Origin of the sequence: Lentilactobacillus curieae, assembly GCF_000785105.2 — a bacterium.
GTDB lineage: Bacteria > Bacillota > Bacilli > Lactobacillales > Lactobacillaceae > Lentilactobacillus > Lentilactobacillus curieae.
This window is the reverse complement of sequence record NZ_CP018906.1, coordinates 1,936,560-1,959,763: the sequence shown is the minus strand read 5'-3', so window position 1 is coordinate 1,959,763 and position 23,204 is coordinate 1,936,560. Positions and strand designations below refer to the sequence as shown.

The window sequence follows — 23,204 nt, the reverse complement described above, 5'->3', positions numbered from 1 at the left end:
GTATGAATTGGACACAAGTATCTGTATTAACCACTAGCGAGGCTGTCGAGGCAGTCAGCAACATATTTATGGATTTTGAAGCCAAGGGCGTTAAGATTGAAGACGCTCAAGATTTTCAAAATATTGACACTAAAGATGAGGCAGAGCACGGAAGAATCTTTGACGTAAATGCGATTCCTCACATTAAAAGTGGGGCAATTGTTAGTTCGTATTTTCCAGAGACAGACAGCATTGAGACAAAACTACCCCAAATTGAGGAAAGGGTTCGTAACCTTAAAGAATTTGGGTTAAATCCTGGACCAGCTGAAGTTAAAGCTAATCCGGTCGCTGATGAAGACTGGGCAACCGAATGGGAAAAATATTATCATCCCCTAAGAATTACTCGTTATTTAACAATCGTCCCTAGCTGGGAAGGCTATCAGCCATCCACAGGCGACGAAAAAATCATTCGCTTGGATCCAGGAATGGCATTCGGTACTGGAACGCACCCAACTACACAGCTTTCTCTTCAAGCACTTGAAACTGTAGTTCGTGGTGGTGAGTCAATGATTGACGTCGGAACTGGTTCTGGAGTTTTGAGCATTGGAGCCAGATTACTTGGTGTTAAAGATATTTTTGCCACTGATGTTGATGATGTTGCTGTCAGGTCAGCAAAGGAAAACATCAAGTTGAACTTTGACGCAGATAGCATGAAAATCGTAGCCAACGATTTATTAAATGGAATTCATAAACAAGTTGATTTGGTGGTTGCTAATATTTTAGCTGAAATTATTATTCCGCTTGTACCCCAAGCATTTCAGAATTTAAAGCCAAATGGAACGTTTATTACTGCCGGAATTATTAATTCTAAGTTGGATACTGTCAGAAATGCGATTGAAAAACAAGGATTTAAAGTATTACAAGTATTAAACATGGGTGATTGGTACTCAATTATTGCCAAGAAGCCCGGCAAAGACGGGGAGTAGCAATGCAACATTATTTTATTGAAAAAGCTAAACCGACTGATGGCGTGGTTGAACTACCAGCTGACGTCGCTAAACATTTTGTTCGCGTACTCAGAAGTGAGATTGGCGAACAAGTTGAGTTAGTCTTAAGTGACCACCACGTTTATTTAGCGGAGTTAGTAGCGGTTGAAGATAGGCAAGCCAGGTGCAAAATAATTAAGGATCTTGACCGGAATGTTGAATTACCGGTAGACATTACTTTAGTATGTGGTTTACCAAAGCAAAGCAAGCCGGAAATAATTGTGCAAAAATCTACAGAACTTGGTGTTGCAAACGTTATTTTTACCAGCATGGAAAGATCGATTGTCAATTGGAACGGTAAAGCTGACAAAAAAATTAGTCGTTTGCAAGAGGTTGCTAAAAGCGCTGCCGAGCAATCACATCGAAACGTGATTCCTAAAGTTAGTTATGCTAACGATTTATCGATGATTGATTTAGCTAGTTATAATGCTAAGGTCATTGCATATGAGGAAGCTGCTAAGCAAGGTGAAGAATCAAATTTAAGTAAAGTGTTTAGTCAAATGAAAACTGGTGAATCTGGATTGTTTGTAATTGGTCCTGAGGGCGGAGTATCAGACTCAGAAATGGACTGGATGACCGGTGAAGGATTTGTGAGTGCTGGTTTAGGCCCACGGATTTTAAGAACGGAAACTGCACCATTTTACGTGTTGGCAGCAGCTTCTTATTACTTTGAATTGAGTCATTAGCTAAATGATTGTAAAATAGGTCTAAGTAATTACCAAGAAAGTAAGTGATCATATGGCCACAAAAGTATGGACAGCAGATGAGGTTATCAAACAGGTAGCCGAATATATGAACCAAGAACACATTGAAGAAGTTAAAAAAGCTTATCAGTTTGCTGCTGTGGCACATGCAGATCAAACAAGACAATCTGGTGAACCTTACATTACTCATCCAACTCAGGTTGCTGGTATTTTAGCAGACTTGCACATGGATCCTGCGACGGTTTCTGCGGGATTTCTTCATGACATTGTGGAAGATACCGGTGTGGAATTGTCTGATGTAAAGGAATTGTTTGGTGATGATGTTTGTTTAATTGTGGACGGAGTTACTAAGCTTTCAAAAATTAAGTACAAGTCAAGTCAGGAAAGGCTTGCTGAAAATCACCGTAAATTATTATTGGCAATGTGTAAGGATATTCGGGTGATGATCGTTAAATTAGCGGATCGCTTGCACAATATGCGAACCCTTAAGTCATTGCGGCCAGATAAGCAGCGGCGGATTGCCAAAGAAACCCTTGAAATCTACGCTCCAATTGCGGATCGTTTAGGTATTGGTACCGTTAAGTGGGAACTTGAAGACATCAGTCTTCGTTACCTAAATCCTCAACAGTACTATCGAATCGTTCATCTAATGAACTCACGTCGGGATCAGCGAGAGGACTATATTCAAAAAGCAATCAAACAAGTTAAGGGGGCAATTGCTGACCTTGACCTTAAGGTTGATATTTATGGTCGACCAAAGCATATTTACTCGGTATACCGAAAAATGGTTGATCAACATAAGCAATTTAGCCAGATTTACGATTTGCTGGCAATTAGGGTAATTGTTGAATCAATTAAAGATTGTTACGCCGTTTTGGGTGCCATTCATTCAGAATGGAAACCAATGCCGGGTCGATTTAAAGACTACATTGCAATGCCTAAGGACAACATGTACCAGTCACTGCATACAACAGTTATTGGTCCGGAAGGTAAACCACTTGAGGTCCAAATCAGAACTGAGGAAATGCACCAGGTTGCTGAATTTGGTATTGCGGCTCACTGGGCATATAAAGAAGGAATCAAGGATGGGGTCCAAGGTTCAAACGACAACAATAAGCTAAACTGGTTTAAAGAAATCATTGAATTGCAAGAAGATACCGATGATGCGGCTGACTTTATGGATGGCGTCAAAGGTGAACTCTTCGGTGACCGGGTTTATGCGTTTACTCCTAAGGGCGATGTTTTTGAACTGCCTAAGGGTGCTGGGCCACTTGATATGGCCTACATTATTCATACTGAGGTTGGAAATCACACTACTGGGGCTAGGGTTAACGGTAAGATAGTTCCGCTAGACTTTGAGGTTTCAAACGGTGATATCGTCGATATTATTACCTCACCAAACTCTGCAGGACCAAGTCGCGATTGGTTACAGATGGTTCATACCAGAAGAGCAAGAAATAAGATTAAGCAGTTCTTCCGCCAAGAGGATAGAGTTCAAAACATTGAAACTGGTCGAGAAATTTTGACTCATCATCTGCAAAATGCTGGCTTTAGCCCCAAAGCAGTGCTAACTGATGAGAAGCTTGATAAAGTAGCTCAGAATATGCACTATCAACATGGTGAAGATCTATTAGCAGCAGTTGGATTTGGGGATCTTCAACCAACTGGTGTTATCAACCGAATTACAGAAGATATTCGCGCCCAAAAGAAGAAAGAGCGTCAAGACCAAGCAGAACGAGAAGTTCTCGAAAAACACCAGACTATCTCTGAGAAGACTGAAACCAAGCAACAAAGACATGCTAAACAATCATCATCTAGTGGGGTCATTATTGAAGGCGTTGACAACATGTTGGTTCGTTTAAGTCATTGTTGTACCCCGGTTCCTGGTGATGATATCGTTGGATACATTACAAAAGGTAGAGGGGTTTCAGTCCACAGGGTGGATTGCCCTAATATCAAGAAGGCAGAGGAAAATGGTGAGCGGTTAATTGAAGTTTCTTGGGATGATCCTGGAACTAACCGCACTAACTATCCAGCTAACTTGTCTTTCTCTGGTTATAACCGTTCTGGGTTACTTACTGACGTTCTTAACGCAGTTAATAACGTTACTAAGGATGTATCTTCGATTAACGGTCAAGTTGACCACAACAAGATGGCAACCGTTTCTGTGTCCGTTGGTATTCGTAATCTCGAACAATTAGAGCGTTTGATTAATACCATAAAAAACATTCCTGATGTTTACGTAATTGAAAGAACCTTTAGATAGGAGTCGCTGAATTTGAGAGTTGTATTGCAAAGAGTTAGTCGAGCATCGGTCAGTATCGATGACCAGGTCTATAACAAAATCGATAAGGGATTTGTATTACTCGTTGGTGTCAATGACAATGATGGTAATGAAGAAATTGAGTATCTAGTTCATAAAATTAGCAAGTTACGAGTATTTGAAGATGAGCAGGGGAAACTCAATCTTGATATTAACCGTGTTAATGGTTCGATATTGTCAATTTCTCAATTTACCTTATTTGCAGACACTAAAAAGGGTAACCGGCCAAGCTTTACAGGTGCAGGGCAACCTGAGCACGCTAAGAAAATTTATGAACAGTTCAATGACCAGCTTGCAGCGACTGGCTTAGAAGTTAAACCAGGAGTATTTGGTGCAGATATGCTAGTAGATATTCAAAACGATGGTCCAGTGACGATTATGTTCGATACTGAAAACAAGTAACTAGGAGTTTATGATGATAAATAATTTGATTTGGGACTTCGATGGTACCCTGTTTGATACTTATCCAGCAATGGTTAACGCTTTTGTCAATGGATTAAATGACATGGGAATTGATGACGTTGGAATTGATGAGCATGATATTTATGTAATTATGAGGCAACAATCAGTTGGAGCTGCTTTAAAAAAGTTTTCCGCATACTACGGAATTAAAGAATCAAAATTGGCGCAGCTGAACGCTAAGTACCAGACAGAGCAAGTAAAGGATGCAAAACCCTTTGCTGGTGCGAACGAATTGTTGGACTACGCAATTGAAAATGGTGGTGGCAATTACTTGCTGACACATCGGGATGAACAAGCTAAGACATTACTAGATAATTTTGGAATGCTTTCTAAATTCACAGGATTTGTGACGTCTGCTGATAAATTTCCTCGTAAGCCTCAGCCAGATTCATTAAACTGGTTAAAGCAAGAATATCAATTAGCCAATGAATCAACCGTAATGATTGGGGACCGTCAGCTTGATATTGAAGCAGGAAACCGAGCGAATGTTTCTACGGCGTTGTTTGATCCAGATAGAACAATTGTTAAAACGGGATCACCCGATGTCCGCGTAACTGAACTATCTGAACTAAAGGATTTCTTAGTGAAGTAAAACAAAAGGTCAGCCTAGAGGGCTGACCTTTTTATTATCCATTAGATTTAAAGTAGTTGGCTAAACCTGTTGTAACGTCTTGAGCGTATTGATCTTGATAAGCAGCAGAATCAATTTTTTTGAAGTCATTATCATTATTAATATATCCGCCTTCAATCAAAATGGCCGGTACGGAATTATCCCGGATTACTAAGAAGTTACCGAATTCCACGCCACGGTTATCAAGTGCCAAATTATCCAAGCCGCTGTCAACTGACTGTGCTAATGCCCTTGATCTTCCAGGATGGTAATAATATGTTGTAAATCCGGTGGCGTCATTAGCGGTGTCAGAAGAATCAAAGTGAATACTGATAAATGCACTAGCTGAGTTTTTAATGGCGATATCTGGTCGTTTTGAAAGGGCGACGGTTTTATCTGTATCTCTAGTTAATATAACTCTAGCGCCTTTTGCTCTTAAGTCGTTGGCAAGTTTATTAGCAAAAATCAGCGTGTAATGTTTTTCTTCTTTTCCCTTAGTTGATAAAGCACCTGAATCAGAGCCACCGTGCCCGGGGTCGATAACAATTGTGGCTTCAGACAGGCTTGAAACGTGCTTGATGCTAGAGTTTTCAACCAACCATGAAGCGACCCAGCCAATTTCTCTGTGGTGAGAAATAACTTTGATCCAGTCATTTTTACGGCTGATAACTTGAAGGCGTTCACCTTTGTTGATCTTTTCTTTAACCGAGTAAGTAACTGCAGGTCCAGTCCGTAGATTCAATGAATTAACCTTAACTGTTACCGAGTTTGCATACAACGCAATTAACATAATTGCTAGGGTTGCGATTATCGTTACCGTGGTGATTATCCAACTACGATTCTTGATTATTTTTTTCAATTTCTCTCATCCAATCAATTCAGTAATTCTATTATAGTGTAAGCAGGATGATAAGCAATTGATTTCTCATCTTGACATTCACTAAAAACTCGACTAATGTTATAAGCAGTTAAATAAACAACCGATGAAAAGAACAGTAGAAACGATTCCGTTTTAAGAGAGCGTCTGTTTGCTGAAAAGACGTAACGGTAGTTTTGAATGACACTTTTTAGTTAAGGTTAATGGTGTAATTACTATTCGCGCGAGCGTTATTCTTGAGTTTTATTAAGGTGGTACCGTGCGATAAGCACCCTTGTCAATGACAAGGGTGCTTTTTATTTTTAGGAGGGCTTTTCATGAGATATCAACGACCAAAAGGAACGGCCGATATTTTACCAGACGAGGCAAAGAAGTGGGGCTATGTCGAAGAGACAGCCAGAATGATTTTTGACAATTATCGTTATCACGAAATTAGAACCCCATTGTTTGAAAATTTCGAAGTGTTCTCTAGAACCAGTGGTGACACTTCTGATGTGGTTACTAAGGAAATGTATGATTTTCACGATAAGGGTGATCGTCACATCAGTTTACGTCCAGAAGGAACTGCCGGTGTTGTAAGGGCATTCGTTGAAAATAAACTATACGGCCCTGAACATCAAAAACCAGTAAAGTTATTCTACATGGGTTCAATGTTCAGGTATGAAAGACCACAATCGGGTCGACAACGTGAGTTCCACCAAATTGGAGTCGAAGCATTTGGTAGTAATGAGCCCGAGTTAGATGTTGAAGTAATTTCGATGGCAATGGATCTATTAAAGCATGTTGGTTTAACTGGTGTTCGGTTGGCTATTAACACTTTAGGTGATCAAGAGACTCGCACTAATTATCGGCAGGCTTTAATTGATTATCTAGATCCGTTTTTTGATGAATTGAGTGATGATTCCAAGACTAGGTTGCATAAGAACCCACTTCGGGTGCTTGACAGTAAGGACAATCGAGATCAAGAAATTGTTAAGGGTGCACCATCAATCTTGGATTATTTATCTGAGGATTCTCAGAAGCACTTTGAAGCAGTTAAGCATTTGCTAGATACATTGGGAATTGATTATGATGTTGATGACAACATGGTTCGTGGGCTTGACTATTACACCCACACGATTTTTGAAATTATGGTCGACTCACGCTCGCTTGGAGAAGGCTACACAACAATCTGTGCTGGTGGTCGTTACAACGGTTTGGTTGAAGAATTAGGTGGACCAGAAACTCCAGGTATCGGATTTGGATTAGGTGTTGAACGGTTGATGGTACTGATGGACGCTCAAGAAGTAAAACTACCAGTGTTAGATCAACTTGACGTTTACGCAGTTGGTATCGGTGAAGGCACCAGTGAAGCCACTTTAAAAATCGTACAAGCATTGAGAAATGACGGCTTTTCAGCTGACCGTGACTACCTCGATAGAAAACCGAAAGCCCAATTTAAATCAGCAGACAAGTTAAACGCACAATTTACGATCACCATTGGCGAAAAGGAACTTGAAAGTGATTCAGCCAACGTAAAATCAATGGTGTCTGGTAAGGAAGTTAATGTGCCACTTAAGGACATTACAGCTAATTTCAATGAAGTAATTACTAATAACTTTAATTTTGATGAATAGAGAGTGAGAAGAATGAAGAGAACAACGTATGCAGGACTCGTAGACGAGAAACTGATTGGTGAAGAAGTTGTCCTAAAGGGATGGGTTCAAAAGCGACGTGATTTAGGTGGATTAATCTTTATCGACCTTCGTGACATTAAGGGAATTGTCCAATTAGTCTTTAGTGAAGAATATGGCGAGGATGCCTTGAAGGTTGCTGACCAACTTCGTGGTGAATACGTAATTGAAGTTCGTGGAAAAGTAGTTGCCCGTGCTGATAAAGAAGTAAACGATAAGATGCGGACTGGTAAGGTTGAAGTGGACATTGTTGAAGCAAAGATTTTGGCAACTGCTAAGACACCACCATTTTATATTCAAGACGACATTAATGTTTCCGATGATTTGCGGTTGAAGTACCGTTATCTTGACTTGCGTCGTCCTGAGATGCAACGCAGTATCTTGATGAGAAATCGGATTATTCAAGCAGTTCACAGTTTCTTTGACTCACAAGAGTTCATTGACATTGAAACTCCAACTTTGACTAAATCAACTCCAGAAGGTGCCCGTGATTACTTAGTACCATCACGAGTGTATCCAGGATCTTTTTATGCACTTCCCCAATCTCCACAACAATTTAAACAATTATTGATGGGGGCTGGATTTGATAAATATTATCAAATTGCTCGTTGTTATCGTGACGAAGATTTGCGTGGTGACCGCCAACCAGAATTTACTCAAATTGATATGGAAATGTCATTTGCTGACCCAGAAGAAATTCAAGAGGTTACTGAAGGCTTAATCGCTAAAGTAATGAAGGATGCTTTGGGCAAAGAAGTTCAACTTCCATTTGCAAAAATGAGCTGGGATGAATCAATGGCCCGTTTTGGGACTGATCAACCTGATGTCCGTTTTGGTATGGAATTGAAGGACCTTTCAGAAATTATGAAGAATGTTGACTTCAAAGTGTTCTCATCTGCCGTTGAAAACGGTGGCCAAGTTAAGGCGATTGCCGTTCCTGGTGGTGCTGACTTGTACTCAAGAAAAGATCTTGATGCATTTGGTAAGTATGTTGAACGTTTTGGTGCAAAGGGATTGGCATGGCTCAAAGTTACTGATGATGGTTTCTCAGGACCAATTGCTAAGTTCTTTGGTGATGATGCAGTTCGTGACGAAATTTTGGCTAAAACTGAAGCAAAGGTTGGGGATCTATTACTTTTCGCTGCAGATAACAGCCGGGTAGTTGCTAACACATTGTCATACCTTAGAGTCCAAATTGCCAAGGAACAAAACATGATTGATGAATCGAAGTTTGCTTTCTTGTGGATTGTTGACTGGCCTTTGTTTGACTACGATGTTGATTTGAAGCGTTACGTTGCAGCTCATCATCCATTTACCATGCCTAATGAAGAGGACCTTCATTACTTGATGAATGCGGATGAGGATCCTCATAAGGCTTATGCCCAAAGTTATGATATTATCTTGAATGGCTTGGAACTTGGTGGTGGTTCAATCCGTATTCACCGTCGTGACATCCAAGAAAAAATGTTCGAAGCCCTTGGCTTTACTAAGGAAAGTGCCGAAGCTCAATTTGGGTACTTCTTGAATGCATTGGATTACGGCTTCCCACCTCATGGTGGTTTGGCAATTGGTTTGGATCGGTTTGTTAGATTGCTTGCTGACCGCGATAACATTCGTGACGTTATTGCCTTCCCTAAGAATTCTAAGGCAGTTGAACCGCTTACTAGTGCTCCTGCACCGGTTGCAACTAAGCAGCTCGAAGATTTGGGAATCTTTGTTGCCGATAACGATGAAGATAAAAAATAAGGATTTAAAACTGGCTGATGAAAATCGGCCTTTTTTATTGTGAAGTTAAGTATATAATCATTATGAATATATCAATTGAGGATGGGGAACTAAATGGACGACGTTTCAAAAGTACTTAAACGGCATGCATATATCACAAAAACATCTACTTCACTGATTTACGCGATTTTAGTGTCGATTGCGGTGAACTTCTTTTGGACACCGGGGCACATTTATTCGTCAGGAATCACTGGATTTGCTCAGTTATTGACCACAATTTCTGAACGATTTTTTCCAATGACTATCACTACAGGTGTGGGGTTATTCTTACTCAACATTCCATTGTTTTTACTAGCCTGGCGAGCTATCAGTCGGCAGTTTACTGTCTTTACGGTGATTACTGTGTTCCTTTCAAGTTTAATGATCCAGATGATCAACCCAATTCAACTGACCCATGACCCAATTATTTGTGCGATTTTTGGTGGGGCAGTTAACGGGTTTGGTACAGGATTAGCTTTGAAGAATGGGATTTCGACTGGTGGCTTGGATATCCTCGGAATTGTAATTCGGGATCGGACAGGCCGCTCAATCGGTTCAATCAATATTGCATTTAATACTCTGATAATCTTAGCTGCTGGGACAATGTATGGCTGGCCATACGCCTTTTACTCTGCTCTAAGTTTAATTGTAAATGCTAAAGTTATGGACATGACCTACACTAAGCAACAACGAATGCAGGTGATGATTATCACCTCACGCCCCAATACCGTCATTGATAGCGTGCAGAACCATTTGCGTCGGGGGATAACCATTCTTCACAATGCTGAGGGTGCTTACCAACATGATTCAAAGACCATTTTGTTTACAGTAATCTCCCGGTATGAAATGGGTGAACTTGAAGAAGCACTTCTAGAATCTGATCCACATGCATTTGCTTCGTTATCTGATACCGTCAAAATCTTAGGGCGGTTTTACGATCCAATGCCTTAATTCTAAAGAATTATCTATGATTGACTTTGTGGCTCAAGTGATTTATTCGTTATGGTATAATACTCGGGTTAGTGAATATGAATGAAAATTGGTGAATATGGTGAAAGTGATTTATCTCTTTTTGATTAGGATGGTTTCTTTTCTTAATCTATTTAGAAAAAAGAGAAACATTGTCTACTTTATGAGTTTTGACAGTAATGTAGATTTTATAAAAAAATTGGCTGCAAATAAGCCAGCAAAAAGCCGGTTGATTGTCTATTATCGTGACAGTACCGAAGCAGCAGCCACTGATTTAGCTGCCTTTGGAATTATTACCAGACCATTTAAGGACAATATTAGCTTTGTGCTGGGAAAAGTTCCTCAACTTATGGGAGCAAGGCTGATCTTTTGTGATAATTATTATGCCTTTTTAGGGGGCCTGTTTAAGACACCTAAGATGAAAATTGTTCAGGTCTGGCATGCGAATGGAGCAATCAAAAAATTTGGTTGGGAAGATCCAACTACGGATCAACGTTCAGGTTCAGACAAGCGGCGTTTTCAAGCAGTGTATGATAAATTTGATGATTATATCGTATCTTCTAATGCTATGGGGAAAGTTTTTGAACAAAGCTACCACGCAAATTCAGACCAGATGCGCTTGTTAGGATATCCACGGTCTGACGCATTTTTCGATGAAGAAGCGATTCAAGCATCAAGGGAACGAATCTATCGAACTGCTCCAGAATTAAAGGGTAAGCGGGTGATCTTGTATGCACCAACTTATCGTGATGACGGGACATTTAAACTTCCTGTTGGCACTAGCAAGGCGCTAACAAGTGATCCAAATGCAATTGTAGTAATAAAGCTCCATCCTGTGGTGAGGGATCGTGAGGATGCCGTTCGTGAAGTTCGTAACCCTCAAATTAGGTTCTATCATCAATTTTCAACTAGTGATTTATTGACGGTTGCTGACACTTTGGTAACTGACTATTCTTCAGTAGTTTTTGATTTTAGCTTGCTTAAAAGTGCAAAATCAGTTATCTTTTTCATGTTTGATTTAGAAAAGTACCGGAAAGATCCAGGGATCCAGAATGATTTCTTAGATTGGCTACCAACCAATCCGGTCCTCAATGTTGATGATTTGGCTGAACGAATCATTGCAGATGAGTCATCTGATTTCACTGAATTTAATCATAAATGGAATACATACAATGACGGTAACGCTTCAGATCGAGTTATTAAGCATTACTTGGAATTGTTCAATTCTTAAAATTAAGGAGAGCTTGTTTTGAAAGAAGTATTTACATTAATCAAGGAACAAATTCAAAACATTGGCATTATATTCAGAATCTCTCGATATGAGGATAAAGCTGAATACCAAAGCCATTACTTAGGGTTGGTTTGGGAATATCTATATCCCTTGATTCAAATTGGAATTTATTGGGTAGTATTTGGGGTTGGTTTAAAACATGGCTCCTCAACACACGGAGTTGGCTACCTTCCTTGGATGGTTATCGGGATTACCCCTTGGTTCTTCATGAACCGTGCCGTTTTAGATGCTTCTAAGAGTATCTACGAGCGCGTAGGGATGGTTTCAAAAATGAAATTTCCAGTCAGCGTTTTGCCAACAATCAAGGTAGTAAGTAACCTAACGACTTTTTGGACGATGTTAGTATTTACTATTTTAATCGGTTTACTGAATAAGGTTTACCCAGCTGTTTCATGGTTTGAATGGATCTACTACTTTATCTGTATGATTGCTTGGTTAATTGCCTTTGGAATTTTCAATTCGACTATCTCAGTACTAGTCCGTGACTACAGAATTTTATTGCAATCAGTAATGCGGATGCTGTTCTACTTATCTGGGGTTCTGTTCAATTTCGAAACCAATGCATTTCCAGCACCAATGGTTAGAATTTTGCAACTTAATCCATTCTTCTATGTAATTAATGGGTTTAGACAGGCTATGTTTGGTGAAGGACATTTCTGGCAACAGGGAACGCTAACCATCGTTTTCTGGGGATTTGTGTTGTTCTTCCTTCTGGTCGGTTCACATCTCCACTACAAATTCCGGTCAAGATTTGTTGATTTGATATAGGGTAGGTAATAAGAATGGGTAATAAAATTAAGACGTTCATAAAACTTATTGCTCGCATGGTGCTCATCGTTATTAACGATGGGTTTCTTTGTATGCCGGTAAAAAAAGGGCGTGTCATGTTTGAAAGCTTTAATGGTCGAGACGTTAGTGACAACCCATACGCTGTGTACAAGGCACTTGTTAGTCTGGATTCCTCATATACGGACACAGCTTACTTTAGTGTTAAACCATCAGAATATAGACGCATTCAAAAAGCCCACCCGGAAATTAAACTAATTCGAAGGTTTACTCCTCAATGGGCAGTTTTAATGGCAACCTCACAGATTTGGGTCATGAATTCACGACTTCCATTGTGGTGGCATAAAAACCGTAAAACTGTATATATTCAGACATGGCACGGTACACCATTAAAGAAATTGGGTCGTGACATTCCTAATGTGGAGATTCCTGGAACAACAACCGCTCAGTACCATGAAGATTTCAAACGAGAAGCATCTCGCTGGAGCTATTTAATCGCCCCTAATAAGTATTCCCAACAAATATTCAAGTCTGCATTTGCATTTTCTGGAAAGTTTCTAAACATTGGTTATCCCAGAAACGATGTTTTGTATAATGATAATCAGGCGGGTAAGATTGCTGAGCTTAAACAAAAGTTACTTGGAAGCCAACCTAACACAGTGTTCTTGTATGCACCAACTTGGCGTGATGATAACTTTAAGCAACAAGGGGTCTATAATTTTGAGTTACCTTTTAGCCTAGAGAATTTTTTTGAACGGGTACCCAAAGATTCCCAGCTAATTATTAGACCTCACTATTTAGTAAAGGATAAAATCAACATTACAGGCTTTGAAGATCAGGTTAAGATTTTAGCCGATAATGATATCAATGAACTTTATTTGATTTCGGATTTATTGATCACAGACTACTCGTCAGTGATGTTTGACTACGCGAACTTAAAGCGACCAACGTTATTTTATGCTTATGACTTAGACCATTATCGAGATGAACTCAGAGGATTTTATTTTGATTACTCACAAGAATCATTGTCGGGACCGTTGGTTACCGATGAGCAAGAATTCTTAGATAAAATAACTGAGTTTACCAATACAGGAACGTTTGCTAACTATGAAGAACAAATGACCGCGTTTAACCAAAAGTTTTGTGCGTGGGAGAGCGGACAGGCCTCAGACCATGTAGCTAAGCTAATCTTGAATGGAGGTACAAATACTAATGACTGATAGCGAATTTTTAGTTGGATCACATGTAAATATGAATGGGAAAGAGATGTTTTTGGGTTCAGCCAAGCAAGCTCATGAATTGAAAGAAAATGTATTCATGGTTTACACTGGTGCGCCACAAAATACGGTTCGAAAACCAATCGATAAGCTAATGGCAGATGAAGGAAAACAATACATGAAGGATAACGGACTGGTTGAGTCGGTTGTTCACGCTCCCTACATTATTAATTTGGGTAATACCAAAAAACCTGAGAGCTTTCAGTTTGGAATTGATTTTCTTCACGAAGAAATCAAGCGTGCTCAAGCAATCGGTGCTTCCCAAATCGTTTTGCATCCAGGAGCACATGTGGGTGCTGGGCCAGAAGCTGCAATTGCGCACATTGCCAAGGGATTAAATGAAGTAATTGAGCCTGATCAAACGACACAAATCGCCATTGAAACCATGGCAGGCAAGGGTACTGAGGTTGGAATTACATTCGAACAAATTGCCGAAATAATTGATCAAGTTCAGGATAATGACAAACTTTCAGTTACGTTTGATACTTGTCACACAAATGATGCTGGATATAACGTCAAGGATGACTTTGACGGCGTTCTGGCAGAATTTGATAAAGTTGTGGGCCTTGATCGGATAAAAGTGATTCATCTGAATGACTCCAAAAATCCTCAAGGTAGTCATAAAGATCGGCATGAAATCTTGGGATTAGGAACAATTGGATTTGATTCCTTGAACTACATTGCACATCATGAGCAATTAAAAGACGTTCCCAAGATTATGGAAACGCCAATTTTGAAGGATGAAAACGATAAGAAAGTTCGCTACAATCCACATGGTTATGAAGTTAAAATGCTCCGTGAACAAAAGTTTAACCCTAATATCATTGAAGATATGATGGCTGGTAAGCCATTTTAGGTTAAGGTTCGAGCTCGGTTTCGTCTAAGTCTAAACTCTCGAGAATGATGGTTGAGGTTTCCTCAATGGATTTGTTGGCAACATTAATTGTTAAACAACCCAAATCTCGATAAAGTTTCTTAGCGAAGTCGAGCTCTTTTTTGATATTTTCAGGATCTGAATATGGGGTGTTTGCATCAAGACCGTACGAAATCATTCGTTGCTTACGAATTCGGCTTAATTTCTCAGGTGTATTGATTAATCCAAACATCCGCTTAGTCTCGACCTGCTTTATTTCGTCAGGAATTTGCATTGTAGGACCAATAGGCAAGTTAGCTACCTTGAGGTTCTGGTTAGCTAGATAAAGCGAGAGGGGCGTTTTTGACGTTCTGGAGACACCTAAAAGGACAACATCTGCTTGTAGGAGACCTTTGGCATTTTTACCATCGTCATTTTCAACCGCAAATTCAATTGCTGATATGCGTTCAAAATAATTTTCATTCAAGTCATGAATGAGGCCAGGTACGTGAGCTGGGGTCTGTCCCGTGGCTTTTGCGAGCATATTCATTGGCGATTGGACACAATCAAAGTTGTACATCCCATTTTCGTGACAGAAATTATTTACCTGGTCACTTAAATCAGTATTGACTAGGGTATGAAAGATCATTGCCTGATTTTGTTTAGCTAGCTTTAAAATTCCGGCCAACATCGATGATGTTTGGACAAATGGGAATCGCTTGATTTCGGCAATTACATCAGGAAACTGCGATACCGCAGTTTGGGCAATGGTCTGGGCGGTACCACCGCTTGAATCGGAAATAATGTAGATGTTTTGTTTAGTTGTCATATTCCTGCTCCCTTGATTTATTTAAATAAATTTTAACATGGAAACTCTTTTTACCAGAAACAATTGACGTGGTTTATCAAAGTATGTATAATTATTTTCGAACCGTTTTGGTGTTACGACATCAGAATTGTTAAACTTTGAGCTCGGAGGGAGGGAATTTCATATGGCAAAGACAGTCGTTCGTAAAAACGAGTCTCTTGATGATGCTCTTCGACGCTTCAAACGTACAGTTTCTAAAAGCGGTACACTACAAGAATATCGTAAACGAGAATTTTATGAAAAACCAAGTGTTAAGCGTAAGTTAAAGTCTGAGGCGGCACGTAAGCGTAACAACAAGAAGAAGCGCCGTTTCTAATTTGTAATTATTAAAGGATCGATGACTAATATGTGTTAGTCTTCGGTCTTTTTTAATGTTAAAATTTATGTATAATCGAAAAGAGGAATTATAATGTCAATTAATGAACAATTGAATTCTGATCTAAAGGCATCAATGAAAGCTAAAGATAAGATTAAACTTGGTGTGATTCGTGGATTGAAGTCCCAAATCACAAATGCCAAGGTAGATAATAATAACGAAGATTTAACTGACGAACAGGTCGGCCAAATCGTTTTAAAAGAAATCAAGCAAATCAAAGAATCAATTGCCGAATTTAAAAAGGGCAATCGTGATGATTTAGTTGCTGATCAAGAAGAAAAACTAAAGTTAACTGAAGTTTATGCTCCGGCACAAATGTCTGAGGAAGAAGTTTCTAAGGTTGTTAGTGAAACTATCTCTGAGGTTGGTGCTGAATCAATGGCTGATTTTGGTAAGGTCATGGGGGCAATTATGCCTAAAGTTAAGGGCCAAGCTGATGGAAGCGTAATTAATAAGCTCGTGAAGGAGCACCTTCAAAGTTAATCATAAATAACCGGAAAAGGAGCCGTAATTATTGGCAGAAGAACAAGTAGTAACTAAGGAATTTATCGTTTCAGACCCAAACCACCTACTCACGATTGTTGGTACTCAAGATGAGTATGTCTCAATTTTGGAAAGTGGGCTCAACGTTTCAATCAATGTTTTTGGTAATAGCTTGAAAGTTTCAGGTGATGAACAACCTGTAAACACAGCTATTGTAATTCTGCAAAATATTTTGGGACTTATTGAAAAGGGAATCAGTGTTAATTCAAGTGACTTTGTTAGCGCACTGAACATGGCTGAAAATGGTACTTTGGAGTACTTTACTGATCTTTATGACCAGGTTCTAATTAAAGATGCAAAAAATCACGCTGTTCGTGTCAAGACGTTCGGCCAGAGACAGTATGTCCAAGCAATCAGAAGACATGACATTGTATTTGGTGTTGGTCCTGCAGGTACGGGTAAAACGTATCTCGCTGTCGTTATGGCTGTTGCCGCACTTAAGAAGGGAATCGTTGACCGAATTGTTTTAACCCGTCCCGCTGTTGAAGCTGGTGAAAGTTTAGGATTCTTACCTGGTGACTTAAAAGACAAGGTTGATCCATACCTGAGACCCATATATGATGCTTTGCACGCAATTTTGGGAACAGAGCATACCGAACGCTTATTAGACAGAGGAATAATCGAGATTGCACCGTTAGCCTATATGCGTGGGCGGACATTGGATAATGCATTTGTAATTTTGGATGAAGCTCAAAACACAACTAATTCACAGATGAAGATGTTTTTGACTAGATTAGGTTTTGGTTCAAAAATGATTGTTAATGGTGACGTGTCACAAATTGATTTGCCAAGGAATGCTAAGAGTGGTTTAGTTGCCGCCCAAAAAATTCTGGCGGGTATCGATCAGATTGAGTTTGTTTCTTTCAACTCAAAAGATGTTGTTCGTCACCCTGTGGTTTCAAAAATTATCAATGCATATGAAGATAACGCTGGTTAACTGGATAGGAGTAATTAATGGATTTAGAAATTTATGACAAGACAGCAGAAAAAGTAACTGAAGACCAACTTAAATTAATCAGAAACGTATTAAATTTTGCTGGTGAATATATTCATCTACCTGATAATGCAGAAATGTCAGTTACTTTAGTTAATAACGATGAAATACAACGAATCAACCGTGAGTACCGCGATGTTGATCGCCCAACCGACGTAATTAGTTTTGCAATTGAAGATGAAGGTGAAGATGATTTGCCAATTATTTTGGATGACACTCTGAAAGAGGAGATTCCGCAAAATATTGGTGATATCTTTGTTTCCGTTGATAAAGTTGCTGAACAAGCTGATTACTTAGAACATTCATTTGACCGTGAACTTGGCTTTTTAGTCGTTCATGGATTTCTTCACCTCAATGGCTATGACCACATGAAGAAGGAAGATGCGGATGTGATGTTCCCACTCCAAAAGGAAATACTAAATGCTTATGGGCTTAAAAGATAAGCGTCAAGTCGAAAAAAACAAATCGTTTTTTCAATCCGTAAGACACGCAATTGCTGGGATTTGTCGGTTAATCCTGGAAGAGCGAAATTTTCGGTTTGATTTGATTATTTCTGCAGTTGTTTTGATTTTAGGATTTATCTTCAAAATCAATCTTAATGACTGGTTATGGTTGTTTGCGGCATTTTTTGCGGTGATTGGCTCTGAAGTATTAAACACCATAGTAGAAAATGTTGTGGACTTAATCGTTGGTCCACATTACAATGACTTGGCAAAACGTGCTAAGGACATTGGTGCGGGTGGCGTACTGCTGTCAGCGTTGTTTGCAACCATTATTGGCTGCCTAATTTTTATTCCTAGAATTGTTTCTTTAATCAAATAGTGAGGTAAATTATGGATAATCCAAATTTTAAATCAGGGTTTGTGGCAATTGTCGGCCGCCCAAACGTTGGTAAATCAACATTTTTAAACAGAGTTGTTGGGCAAAAGGTTGCAATTATGAGTGACAAGGCTCAAACCACACGTAATAAGATTCAGGGAGTGTACACAACAGATGACGCACAAATTGTGTTCATTGATACACCTGGAGTTCACAAACCTAAGGATCAATTAGGAAACTTTATGGTTGATTCAGCATTATCAACTCTAAAAGAAGTGGATGCCATTTTGTTTATGGTCAACGCAACTGAACGCCGCGGTGCTGGCGATAACTTCATCATTGACCAATTAAAAAAGGTTGATCAACCAATCTATTTGATAATTAATAAAATTGATCAGGTTACTCCGGATGATTTGCTATCGGTTATTGAGCAGTATAAGGATGCACTGCCTTTCAAGGAAGTCTTCCCAATCTCTGCTCTTGAAGGTAACAACGTTCCACAAATGGTTGAATCTCTGGTTGGTGAATTACCTAACGGGCCACAATATTACCCTGAAGATCAAATTACTGATCACCCAGAACGTTTTGTGATTTCGGAACTCATTCGTGAAAAGGTGTTCCAGCTTACTCGTCAGGAAATCCCAACCTCGACGGCTGTTTTTGTTGAACGAATTAAGAATGAAAATGATATTCTTAACGTTCAAGCAACAATCATCGTGGAACGTGATGGCCAAAAAGCAATTGTTATTGGTAAGGGAGGTTCAATGCTGAAAAAGATTGGGACCCTTGCTAGAAAAGATATTGAAAACTTAACTGGAAATAAAATTTACCTTGAATTGTGGGTCAAAGTTCAACCCAAATGGCGTGACAAGCAATCATTGTTGCAATCTTATGGTTACCGCAAGGATAACTATTAATTTGAGTTCGGAGGTAAATGATCGTGGCAAAAACTGGCGCTACAGATTTTACCGGCATATTGATGTACCAAAAGCCATACCGAGAACATGACCTGTTGATAAAATTTTTGACCAAGCAGTTTGGCAAAAAGATGTTTTTGGTTAGGGGGGCAAAACGACCGACGTATAAAAACCGAGCGGCAGTTTTGCCCTTTACATACGGCACATTTAATGGGGTTATCAAAGGCGATGGACTCTCATATTTAAATGGCGGGAATACTATTGCCCATTATCAGGAAATTAGTGATGACATTGAAATTAACGCTTATGCTACTTACGTAATGTCTTTAATTGATTTTGCATTTCAAGATGGCGTGAAGATTCCTGAGTGGTTTGACAAGCTTTCAATTGGTTTAGCACTGATGAATGATGGCTTTGATGCTGGCATTATCACTAATATATTTGAAATTCAGCTTCTTGAGGCATTTGGGGTGGCGCCTAATTGGGTGGATTGCTCAATTTGTCACCGAAATGATTTGCCTTTTGATTATTCTGAGTCATTTGGTGGGCTACTCTGCTCAAATCATTGGGACCGTGACCCATACCGAATGCACCTCGATCAAAGAACGATTTATTATTTACGACTGTTTTCTGCAATCGATTTGCGAAAGTTGAATAAGGTTGATGTCAACGCTGAAACAAAGCAACGCCTAAGAAAGGTAATTGACCAAATTTATTCGCGAAGCGTTGGTTACGTTCCAAAAAGCAAACGTTTTTTAGACCAATTAGGTGACTTTAAGATGTAGTGCGCGTTGACATTTAGCATGGTGTCAACTATCATTATTTTAGTTAAATAATTCGACGTTTAGAGAGAATTTTAAATCGTGGTTTTTTAAGCGAGGTCAGAACGGTGAGAGCTGACTAGAAACCCTTGGCGCTTTCGTTGTCGAAAATTAAGTGCTGGTTTTTATGCCAGAATTAGGGTGGAACCGCGATAATATCGTCCCTATGTTGAATGAGCTGTATTCAGTTCACTCTTCATAGGGATTTTTTTGCGGCAAAAATTAGGAGGAATTAGTAATGACTGAAAAATTGTCCGTGCAACAAATAATATTACGATTGCAGCAATACTGGTCTGCACAGGGCTGCATGTTGATGCAAGCTTATGATACAGAAAAGGGTGCTGGAACTATGAGCCCATACACTTTTTTAAGGGCTGTTGGTCCAGAACCATGGAATGCAGCGTACATTGAACCATCAAGACGGCCAGCTGATGGTCGTTATGGTGAAAACCCTAACCGTTTGTACCAACATCACCAATTTCAAGTGATTATGAAGCCATCCCCAGAAAACATTCAGGAATTATATCTGGATAGTCTTCGCGAATTAGGAATCGATCCCCTTGAACATGATATCCGTTTCGTAGAGGATAACTGGGAGAATCCCTCAATGGGATGTGCCGGAGTTGGTTGGGAAGTTTGGCTTGATGGGATGGAAATTACCCAGTTTACGTACTTCCAAATCGTTGGTGGGTTAGAAATGGATCCTGTCGCTTCAGAAATCACCTATGGACTAGAACGTCTCTCTTCGTACATTCAAGATGTTAACTCAGTATTTGATCTTGAATGGTCTGATAACGTTAAGTATGGGGACATTTTCAAAGAGCCAGAATTTGAACATTCAAAGTATAGTTTTGAGGAAAGCAACCAAGAAATGTTGATGAACTTCTTTAACTCTTACGAAAAAGAAGCTCATAGACTTCTTGATATGAACTTGGTTCACCCTGCGTATGATTACATTCTAAAATGTAGCCACACGTTTAACCTGTTAGATGCGCGTGGAGCAGTTTCAGTTACAGAACGGGCCGGATTCCTCTCAAGAATTCGGAACATGGCTCGGATGGTTGCCAAGGAATTCGTTGAAGAACGGAAGAAACTTGGTTTCCCATTGATTAAAGATGAACAAAAACGCCAAGAATTATTGAAAGATGAGGAGGAAAAATAATGGCTAAGAATTTCTTATTAGAAGTTGGCTTAGAAGAAATGCCTGCTCACGTTGTTACCCCAAGTATTAATCAATTAAAGAAACGGACAGCAGATTACTTGAAGGATCAGCGAATCGATTTTTCTGACATTCAAACTTTCAGCACTCCAAGAAGATTGGCATTAAAAATTACTGGTTTAAGTGATAAGCAACCTGACATTGATGAAACAGTTAAGGGACCTGCTAAAAAAATCGCTCAAGATGCTGACGGCAACTGGACAAAAGCTGCAATTGGATTTACTAAGGGTCAAGGAGCAACTGTTGACGACATCACCTTCAAGGAACTTAAGGGTGTTGAATATGTGTATGTTGATAAGCACATCGCGGGTAAGACAGTGGAAGAAATTTTAACTGGGTTAAAAGACGTCATTATGGCAATGAATTTTCCAACCATGATGAAGTGGGGCGAGTATTCTTTTGAATTTGTGCGCCCAATTAAATGGATTGTCGCCTTACTTGATAACAAAGTAATTCCAATCACAATTCTCGATGTTACGTCAGATCGATTGACTTCAGGTCATCGTTTCTTAGGTAAACAAGTTGAATTGGCAAATTGTGATGAATACGAAGAAAAATTAACTGAGCAATTTGTGATTGCTGATGCTAACAAACGAAAAGATCTAATTAGAAAACAGATCGCTCAGATTGCTGATAAAAACAATTGGGTGATCAATATTGATGAAGACCTTTTGGAAGAGGTTAATAACCTTGTTGAATGGCCAACGGCATTTTTCGGTAATTTCGATGAAAAATACCTTAAAATTCCTGATGAAGTATTGATTACATCGATGAAAGATCATCAAAGATTCTTTTACGTAACCGACCAATCAGGCAAACTATTACCACATTTTGTGTCAGTTCGTAATGGTAATGACAAGGCAATCGAAAACGTGTCTGCCGGAAACGAAAAAGTTTTAACTGCGCGTCTTGAAGACGCTATGTTCTTCTACGAAGAAGATCAGAAGCAGACGATTGACCAATACGTTGACCGTTTGAAGACAGTTAGTTTCCACGATAAAATTTCAACTATGTATGAGAAGATGCAACGGGTTGGGGTAATTGCTAGCTATCTTGGTAAGAAATTTGATTTAAATTCAGAACAACTTGATCACCTAAACCGAGCTAGTGAAATTTATAAATTTGATTTGGTAACTGGTATGGTTGGTGAATTTGCTGAACTTCAAGGAATTATGGGTGAAAAGTACGCCTTACTAAATGGTGAAGATAAAGAAGTAGCGGCCGCAATCCGTGAACACTACATGCCAATTTCTGCAAGCTCAGCATTGCCAGCAAGTGAGGTTGGTTCTGTCTTGGCAATTGCTGACAAGTTGGACTCAATCTTGACGTTCTTTGCAGCGGGGATGATTCCTAGTGGATCAAATGATCCATATGCCTTGAGACGACAAGCCTCAGGTGTTGTTAGAATTGTAGCTGACAAGCAATGGAGCTTTGACTTGGAAGCGGCGTTAACTGATGTTATTAAGTTGATGTCCGATTCTAAGGTTGCACCGGAACTTCCTATGCAAGATCAAATTTCAGCAATTTCTGACTTCTTTAAAGACAGAATTCGCCAATACCTTAATGATTTGGGTACTAAGTATGATATTAGTGCCGCAGTCACTAGCGGTTCAGCTACTAATATCTTGTTTAACATTGAAAGTGGTAAAGTTCTAACTAGTCACTCAAATGATGATAACTTTAAGGAAAGTGTCGAGTCGTTGACCCGAGTATTGAGAATCTCTCAAAAGGGTAGCTTTGAAGATTCTGAGCTAGTAGTTGATAGTTCACTGTTTGAAAATGATTCTGAATCAGAACTGTTCGATGCAGTAAACAAAGCTAGTGATGGTTTTTATAATGTAAGTGCCGATGAAGCATTTGTCCGGTTAACTTCACTTAAAGATTCAATTAATAAATACTTCGACGCCACTATGATCATGGCTAAGGATGAACAATTAAAGAATAACCGTTTGAAACAATTGACGATTTTATCAGATCTGATTATGCACGTTGGTAATTTTGATGAATTGGTTGTTAAAGGCTAGACTAATTTG

General features: G+C 39.4%; 23 protein-coding genes. 21 read left to right on the top strand and 2 right to left on the bottom strand.

Annotation, left to right across the window (positions count from 1 at the left end; translation table 11 throughout):
• The first annotated feature begins 2 nt into the window (after positions 1-2).
• From prmA to PL11_RS09480, 5 genes are read left to right on the top strand one after another with little or no spacing between them, the layout of a single operon-like run.
• Positions 3-965 (top strand): 50S ribosomal protein L11 methyltransferase, encoded by a 963-nt coding sequence (gene prmA / locus PL11_RS09500; protein ID WP_035167033.1) that lies wholly within the window; start codon positions 3-5, stop codon positions 963-965.
• 2 nt (positions 966-967) lie between these two features.
• Entirely contained in the window at positions 968-1,711 is a 744-nt protein-coding gene (locus PL11_RS09495; RefSeq protein ID WP_035167034.1) for a 16S rRNA (uracil(1498)-N(3))-methyltransferase, read from the top strand.
• A 52-nt stretch (positions 1,712-1,763) separates the two neighbouring features.
• Positions 1,764-3,995 carry a RelA/SpoT family protein gene (locus PL11_RS09490; protein ID WP_035167035.1) on the top strand — a complete coding sequence of 744 codons (2,232 nt, stop codon included), beginning with the start codon at positions 1,764-1,766 and terminating at the stop codon, positions 3,993-3,995.
• A 12-nt stretch (positions 3,996-4,007) separates the two neighbouring features.
• Complete coding sequence (gene dtd / locus PL11_RS09485; protein ID WP_035167036.1) at positions 4,008-4,454, top strand: D-aminoacyl-tRNA deacylase; 447 nt, start codon at positions 4,008-4,010, stop codon at positions 4,452-4,454.
• A 10-nt stretch (positions 4,455-4,464) separates the two neighbouring features.
• Complete coding sequence (locus PL11_RS09480) at positions 4,465-5,106, top strand: HAD-IA family hydrolase (RefSeq protein ID WP_237047492.1); 642 nt, start codon at positions 4,465-4,467, stop codon at positions 5,104-5,106.
• A gap of 34 nt (positions 5,107-5,140) precedes the next feature.
• Here the strand turns inward: PL11_RS09480 and PL11_RS09475 are convergent, their stop codons facing one another.
• Positions 5,141-5,983, bottom strand: coding sequence for an N-acetylmuramoyl-L-alanine amidase (locus PL11_RS09475; protein ID WP_035167040.1), 843 nt, complete (start codon positions 5,981-5,983; stop codon positions 5,141-5,143).
• A gap of 335 nt (positions 5,984-6,318) precedes the next feature.
• On the opposite strand from PL11_RS09475, the gene hisS reads away from it, so the two are divergent.
• The 7 genes from hisS to PL11_RS09440 all read left to right on the top strand — a co-directional run bounded on the left by hisS (position 6,319) and on the right by PL11_RS09440 (position 14,617).
• The gene (gene hisS, locus PL11_RS09470) at positions 6,319-7,617 is read left to right on the top strand and encodes a histidine--tRNA ligase (protein ID WP_035167042.1); all 1,299 of its coding nucleotides are present in this window, start codon (positions 6,319-6,321) and stop codon (positions 7,615-7,617) included.
• A 12-nt stretch (positions 7,618-7,629) separates the two neighbouring features.
• Positions 7,630-9,420 carry an aspartate--tRNA ligase gene (gene aspS / locus PL11_RS09465; RefSeq protein ID WP_035167043.1) on the top strand — a complete coding sequence of 597 codons (1,791 nt, stop codon included), beginning with the start codon at positions 7,630-7,632 and terminating at the stop codon, positions 9,418-9,420.
• A gap of 93 nt (positions 9,421-9,513) precedes the next feature.
• Positions 9,514-10,389: a YitT family protein gene (locus tag PL11_RS09460; RefSeq protein ID WP_035167046.1), complete on the top strand. Its 876-nt coding sequence runs from the start codon at positions 9,514-9,516 to the stop codon at positions 10,387-10,389.
• Between the two features lie 130 nt (positions 10,390-10,519).
• Positions 10,520-11,638 carry a CDP-glycerol glycerophosphotransferase family protein gene (locus PL11_RS09455; protein ID WP_237047491.1) on the top strand — a complete coding sequence of 373 codons (1,119 nt, stop codon included), beginning with the start codon at positions 10,520-10,522 and terminating at the stop codon, positions 11,636-11,638.
• 18 nt (positions 11,639-11,656) lie between these two features.
• The gene (locus PL11_RS09450) at positions 11,657-12,466 is read left to right on the top strand and encodes an ABC transporter permease (protein ID WP_035167049.1); all 810 of its coding nucleotides are present in this window, start codon (positions 11,657-11,659) and stop codon (positions 12,464-12,466) included.
• Between the two features lie 14 nt (positions 12,467-12,480).
• Positions 12,481-13,704 (top strand): CDP-glycerol glycerophosphotransferase family protein, encoded by a 1,224-nt coding sequence (locus PL11_RS09445; RefSeq protein WP_035167051.1) that lies wholly within the window; start codon positions 12,481-12,483, stop codon positions 13,702-13,704.
• Positions 13,697-14,617, top strand: coding sequence for a deoxyribonuclease IV (locus PL11_RS09440; protein ID WP_078256960.1), 921 nt, complete (start codon positions 13,697-13,699; stop codon positions 14,615-14,617). Before PL11_RS09445 ends, PL11_RS09440 begins: the two co-directional genes overlap by 8 nt.
• Position 14,618: 1 nt before the next feature.
• Here PL11_RS09440 and PL11_RS09435 read toward each other — a convergent pair whose 3' ends face one another.
• Positions 14,619-15,443, bottom strand: a complete 825-nt coding sequence (locus PL11_RS09435) for a pyruvate, water dikinase regulatory protein (protein ID WP_035167053.1) — start codon at positions 15,441-15,443, stop codon at positions 14,619-14,621.
• A 163-nt stretch (positions 15,444-15,606) separates the two neighbouring features.
• Here PL11_RS09435 and rpsU point away from each other — a divergent pair, with 163 nt between their 5' ends.
• The 9 genes from rpsU (at position 15,607) to glyS (ending at position 23,195) form a co-directional block, all read left to right on the top strand.
• On the top strand, positions 15,607-15,798 hold the full coding sequence (rpsU, locus tag PL11_RS09430; RefSeq protein WP_003553874.1) for a 30S ribosomal protein S21: 192 nt from the start codon (positions 15,607-15,609) through the stop codon (positions 15,796-15,798).
• 93 nt (positions 15,799-15,891) lie between these two features.
• Positions 15,892-16,341: a GatB/YqeY domain-containing protein gene (locus PL11_RS09425; RefSeq protein ID WP_035167056.1), complete on the top strand. Its 450-nt coding sequence runs from the start codon at positions 15,892-15,894 to the stop codon at positions 16,339-16,341.
• Between the two features lie 31 nt (positions 16,342-16,372).
• Positions 16,373-17,338 carry a PhoH family protein gene (locus PL11_RS09420; RefSeq protein ID WP_035167058.1) on the top strand — a complete coding sequence of 322 codons (966 nt, stop codon included), beginning with the start codon at positions 16,373-16,375 and terminating at the stop codon, positions 17,336-17,338.
• A 17-nt stretch (positions 17,339-17,355) separates the two neighbouring features.
• The gene (gene ybeY / locus PL11_RS09415) at positions 17,356-17,838 is read left to right on the top strand and encodes an rRNA maturation RNase YbeY (RefSeq protein ID WP_035167059.1); all 483 of its coding nucleotides are present in this window, start codon (positions 17,356-17,358) and stop codon (positions 17,836-17,838) included.
• Entirely contained in the window at positions 17,822-18,217 is a 396-nt protein-coding gene (locus PL11_RS09410) for a diacylglycerol kinase family protein (protein ID WP_078256992.1), read from the top strand. The genes ybeY and PL11_RS09410 overlap by 17 nt, the downstream gene beginning before the upstream one ends.
• 11 nt (positions 18,218-18,228) lie before the next feature.
• Positions 18,229-19,131 (top strand): GTPase Era, encoded by a 903-nt coding sequence (gene era / locus PL11_RS09405; RefSeq protein ID WP_035167063.1) that lies wholly within the window; start codon positions 18,229-18,231, stop codon positions 19,129-19,131.
• 23 nt (positions 19,132-19,154) lie between these two features.
• Positions 19,155-19,916: a DNA repair protein RecO gene (gene recO / locus PL11_RS09400; RefSeq protein WP_035167065.1), complete on the top strand. Its 762-nt coding sequence runs from the start codon at positions 19,155-19,157 to the stop codon at positions 19,914-19,916.
• A gap of 274 nt (positions 19,917-20,190) precedes the next feature.
• Positions 20,191-21,114, top strand: coding sequence for a glycine--tRNA ligase subunit alpha (gene glyQ / locus PL11_RS09395; protein WP_035167067.1), 924 nt, complete (start codon positions 20,191-20,193; stop codon positions 21,112-21,114).
• Complete coding sequence (gene glyS / locus PL11_RS09390) at positions 21,114-23,195, top strand: glycine--tRNA ligase subunit beta (RefSeq protein ID WP_035167069.1); 2,082 nt, start codon at positions 21,114-21,116, stop codon at positions 23,193-23,195. Before glyQ ends, glyS begins: the two co-directional genes overlap by 1 nt.
• The last annotated feature ends 9 nt before the right edge of the window (positions 23,196-23,204 follow it).

Excerpts from the sequence above, each read along its gene's own strand:
- prmA (WP_035167033.1), top strand. The coding sequence starts at position 3 with ATGAATTGGACACAAGTATCTGTATTAACCACTAGCGAGGCTGTCGAG.
- PL11_RS09495 (WP_035167034.1), top strand. The coding sequence starts at position 968 with ATGCAACATTATTTTATTGAAAAAGCTAAACCGACTGATGGCGTGGTT.
- PL11_RS09490 (WP_035167035.1), top strand. The coding sequence starts at position 1,764 with ATGGCCACAAAAGTATGGACAGCAGATGAGGTTATCAAACAGGTAGCC.
- PL11_RS09480 (WP_237047492.1), top strand. The coding sequence starts at position 4,465 with ATGATGATAAATAATTTGATTTGGGACTTCGATGGTACCCTGTTTGAT.
- hisS (WP_035167042.1), top strand. The coding sequence starts at position 6,319 with ATGAGATATCAACGACCAAAAGGAACGGCCGATATTTTACCAGACGAG.
- aspS (WP_035167043.1), top strand. The coding sequence starts at position 7,630 with ATGAAGAGAACAACGTATGCAGGACTCGTAGACGAGAAACTGATTGGT.
- PL11_RS09460 (WP_035167046.1), top strand. The coding sequence starts at position 9,514 with ATGGACGACGTTTCAAAAGTACTTAAACGGCATGCATATATCACAAAA.
- PL11_RS09455 (WP_237047491.1), top strand. The coding sequence starts at position 10,520 with ATGGTTTCTTTTCTTAATCTATTTAGAAAAAAGAGAAACATTGTCTAC.
- PL11_RS09445 (WP_035167051.1), top strand. The coding sequence starts at position 12,481 with ATGGGTAATAAAATTAAGACGTTCATAAAACTTATTGCTCGCATGGTG.
- PL11_RS09440 (WP_078256960.1), top strand. The coding sequence starts at position 13,697 with ATGACTGATAGCGAATTTTTAGTTGGATCACATGTAAATATGAATGGG.
- PL11_RS09435 (WP_035167053.1), bottom strand. The coding sequence starts at position 15,443 with ATGACAACTAAACAAAACATCTACATTATTTCCGATTCAAGCGGTGGT.
- rpsU (WP_003553874.1), top strand. The coding sequence starts at position 15,607 with ATGGCAAAGACAGTCGTTCGTAAAAACGAGTCTCTTGATGATGCTCTT.
- PL11_RS09425 (WP_035167056.1), top strand. The coding sequence starts at position 15,892 with ATGTCAATTAATGAACAATTGAATTCTGATCTAAAGGCATCAATGAAA.
- ybeY (WP_035167059.1), top strand. The coding sequence starts at position 17,356 with ATGGATTTAGAAATTTATGACAAGACAGCAGAAAAAGTAACTGAAGAC.
- PL11_RS09410 (WP_078256992.1), top strand. The coding sequence starts at position 17,822 with ATGGGCTTAAAAGATAAGCGTCAAGTCGAAAAAAACAAATCGTTTTTT.
- era (WP_035167063.1), top strand. The coding sequence starts at position 18,229 with ATGGATAATCCAAATTTTAAATCAGGGTTTGTGGCAATTGTCGGCCGC.
- glyQ (WP_035167067.1), top strand. The coding sequence starts at position 20,191 with ATGACTGAAAAATTGTCCGTGCAACAAATAATATTACGATTGCAGCAA.
- glyS (WP_035167069.1), top strand. The coding sequence starts at position 21,114 with ATGGCTAAGAATTTCTTATTAGAAGTTGGCTTAGAAGAAATGCCTGCT.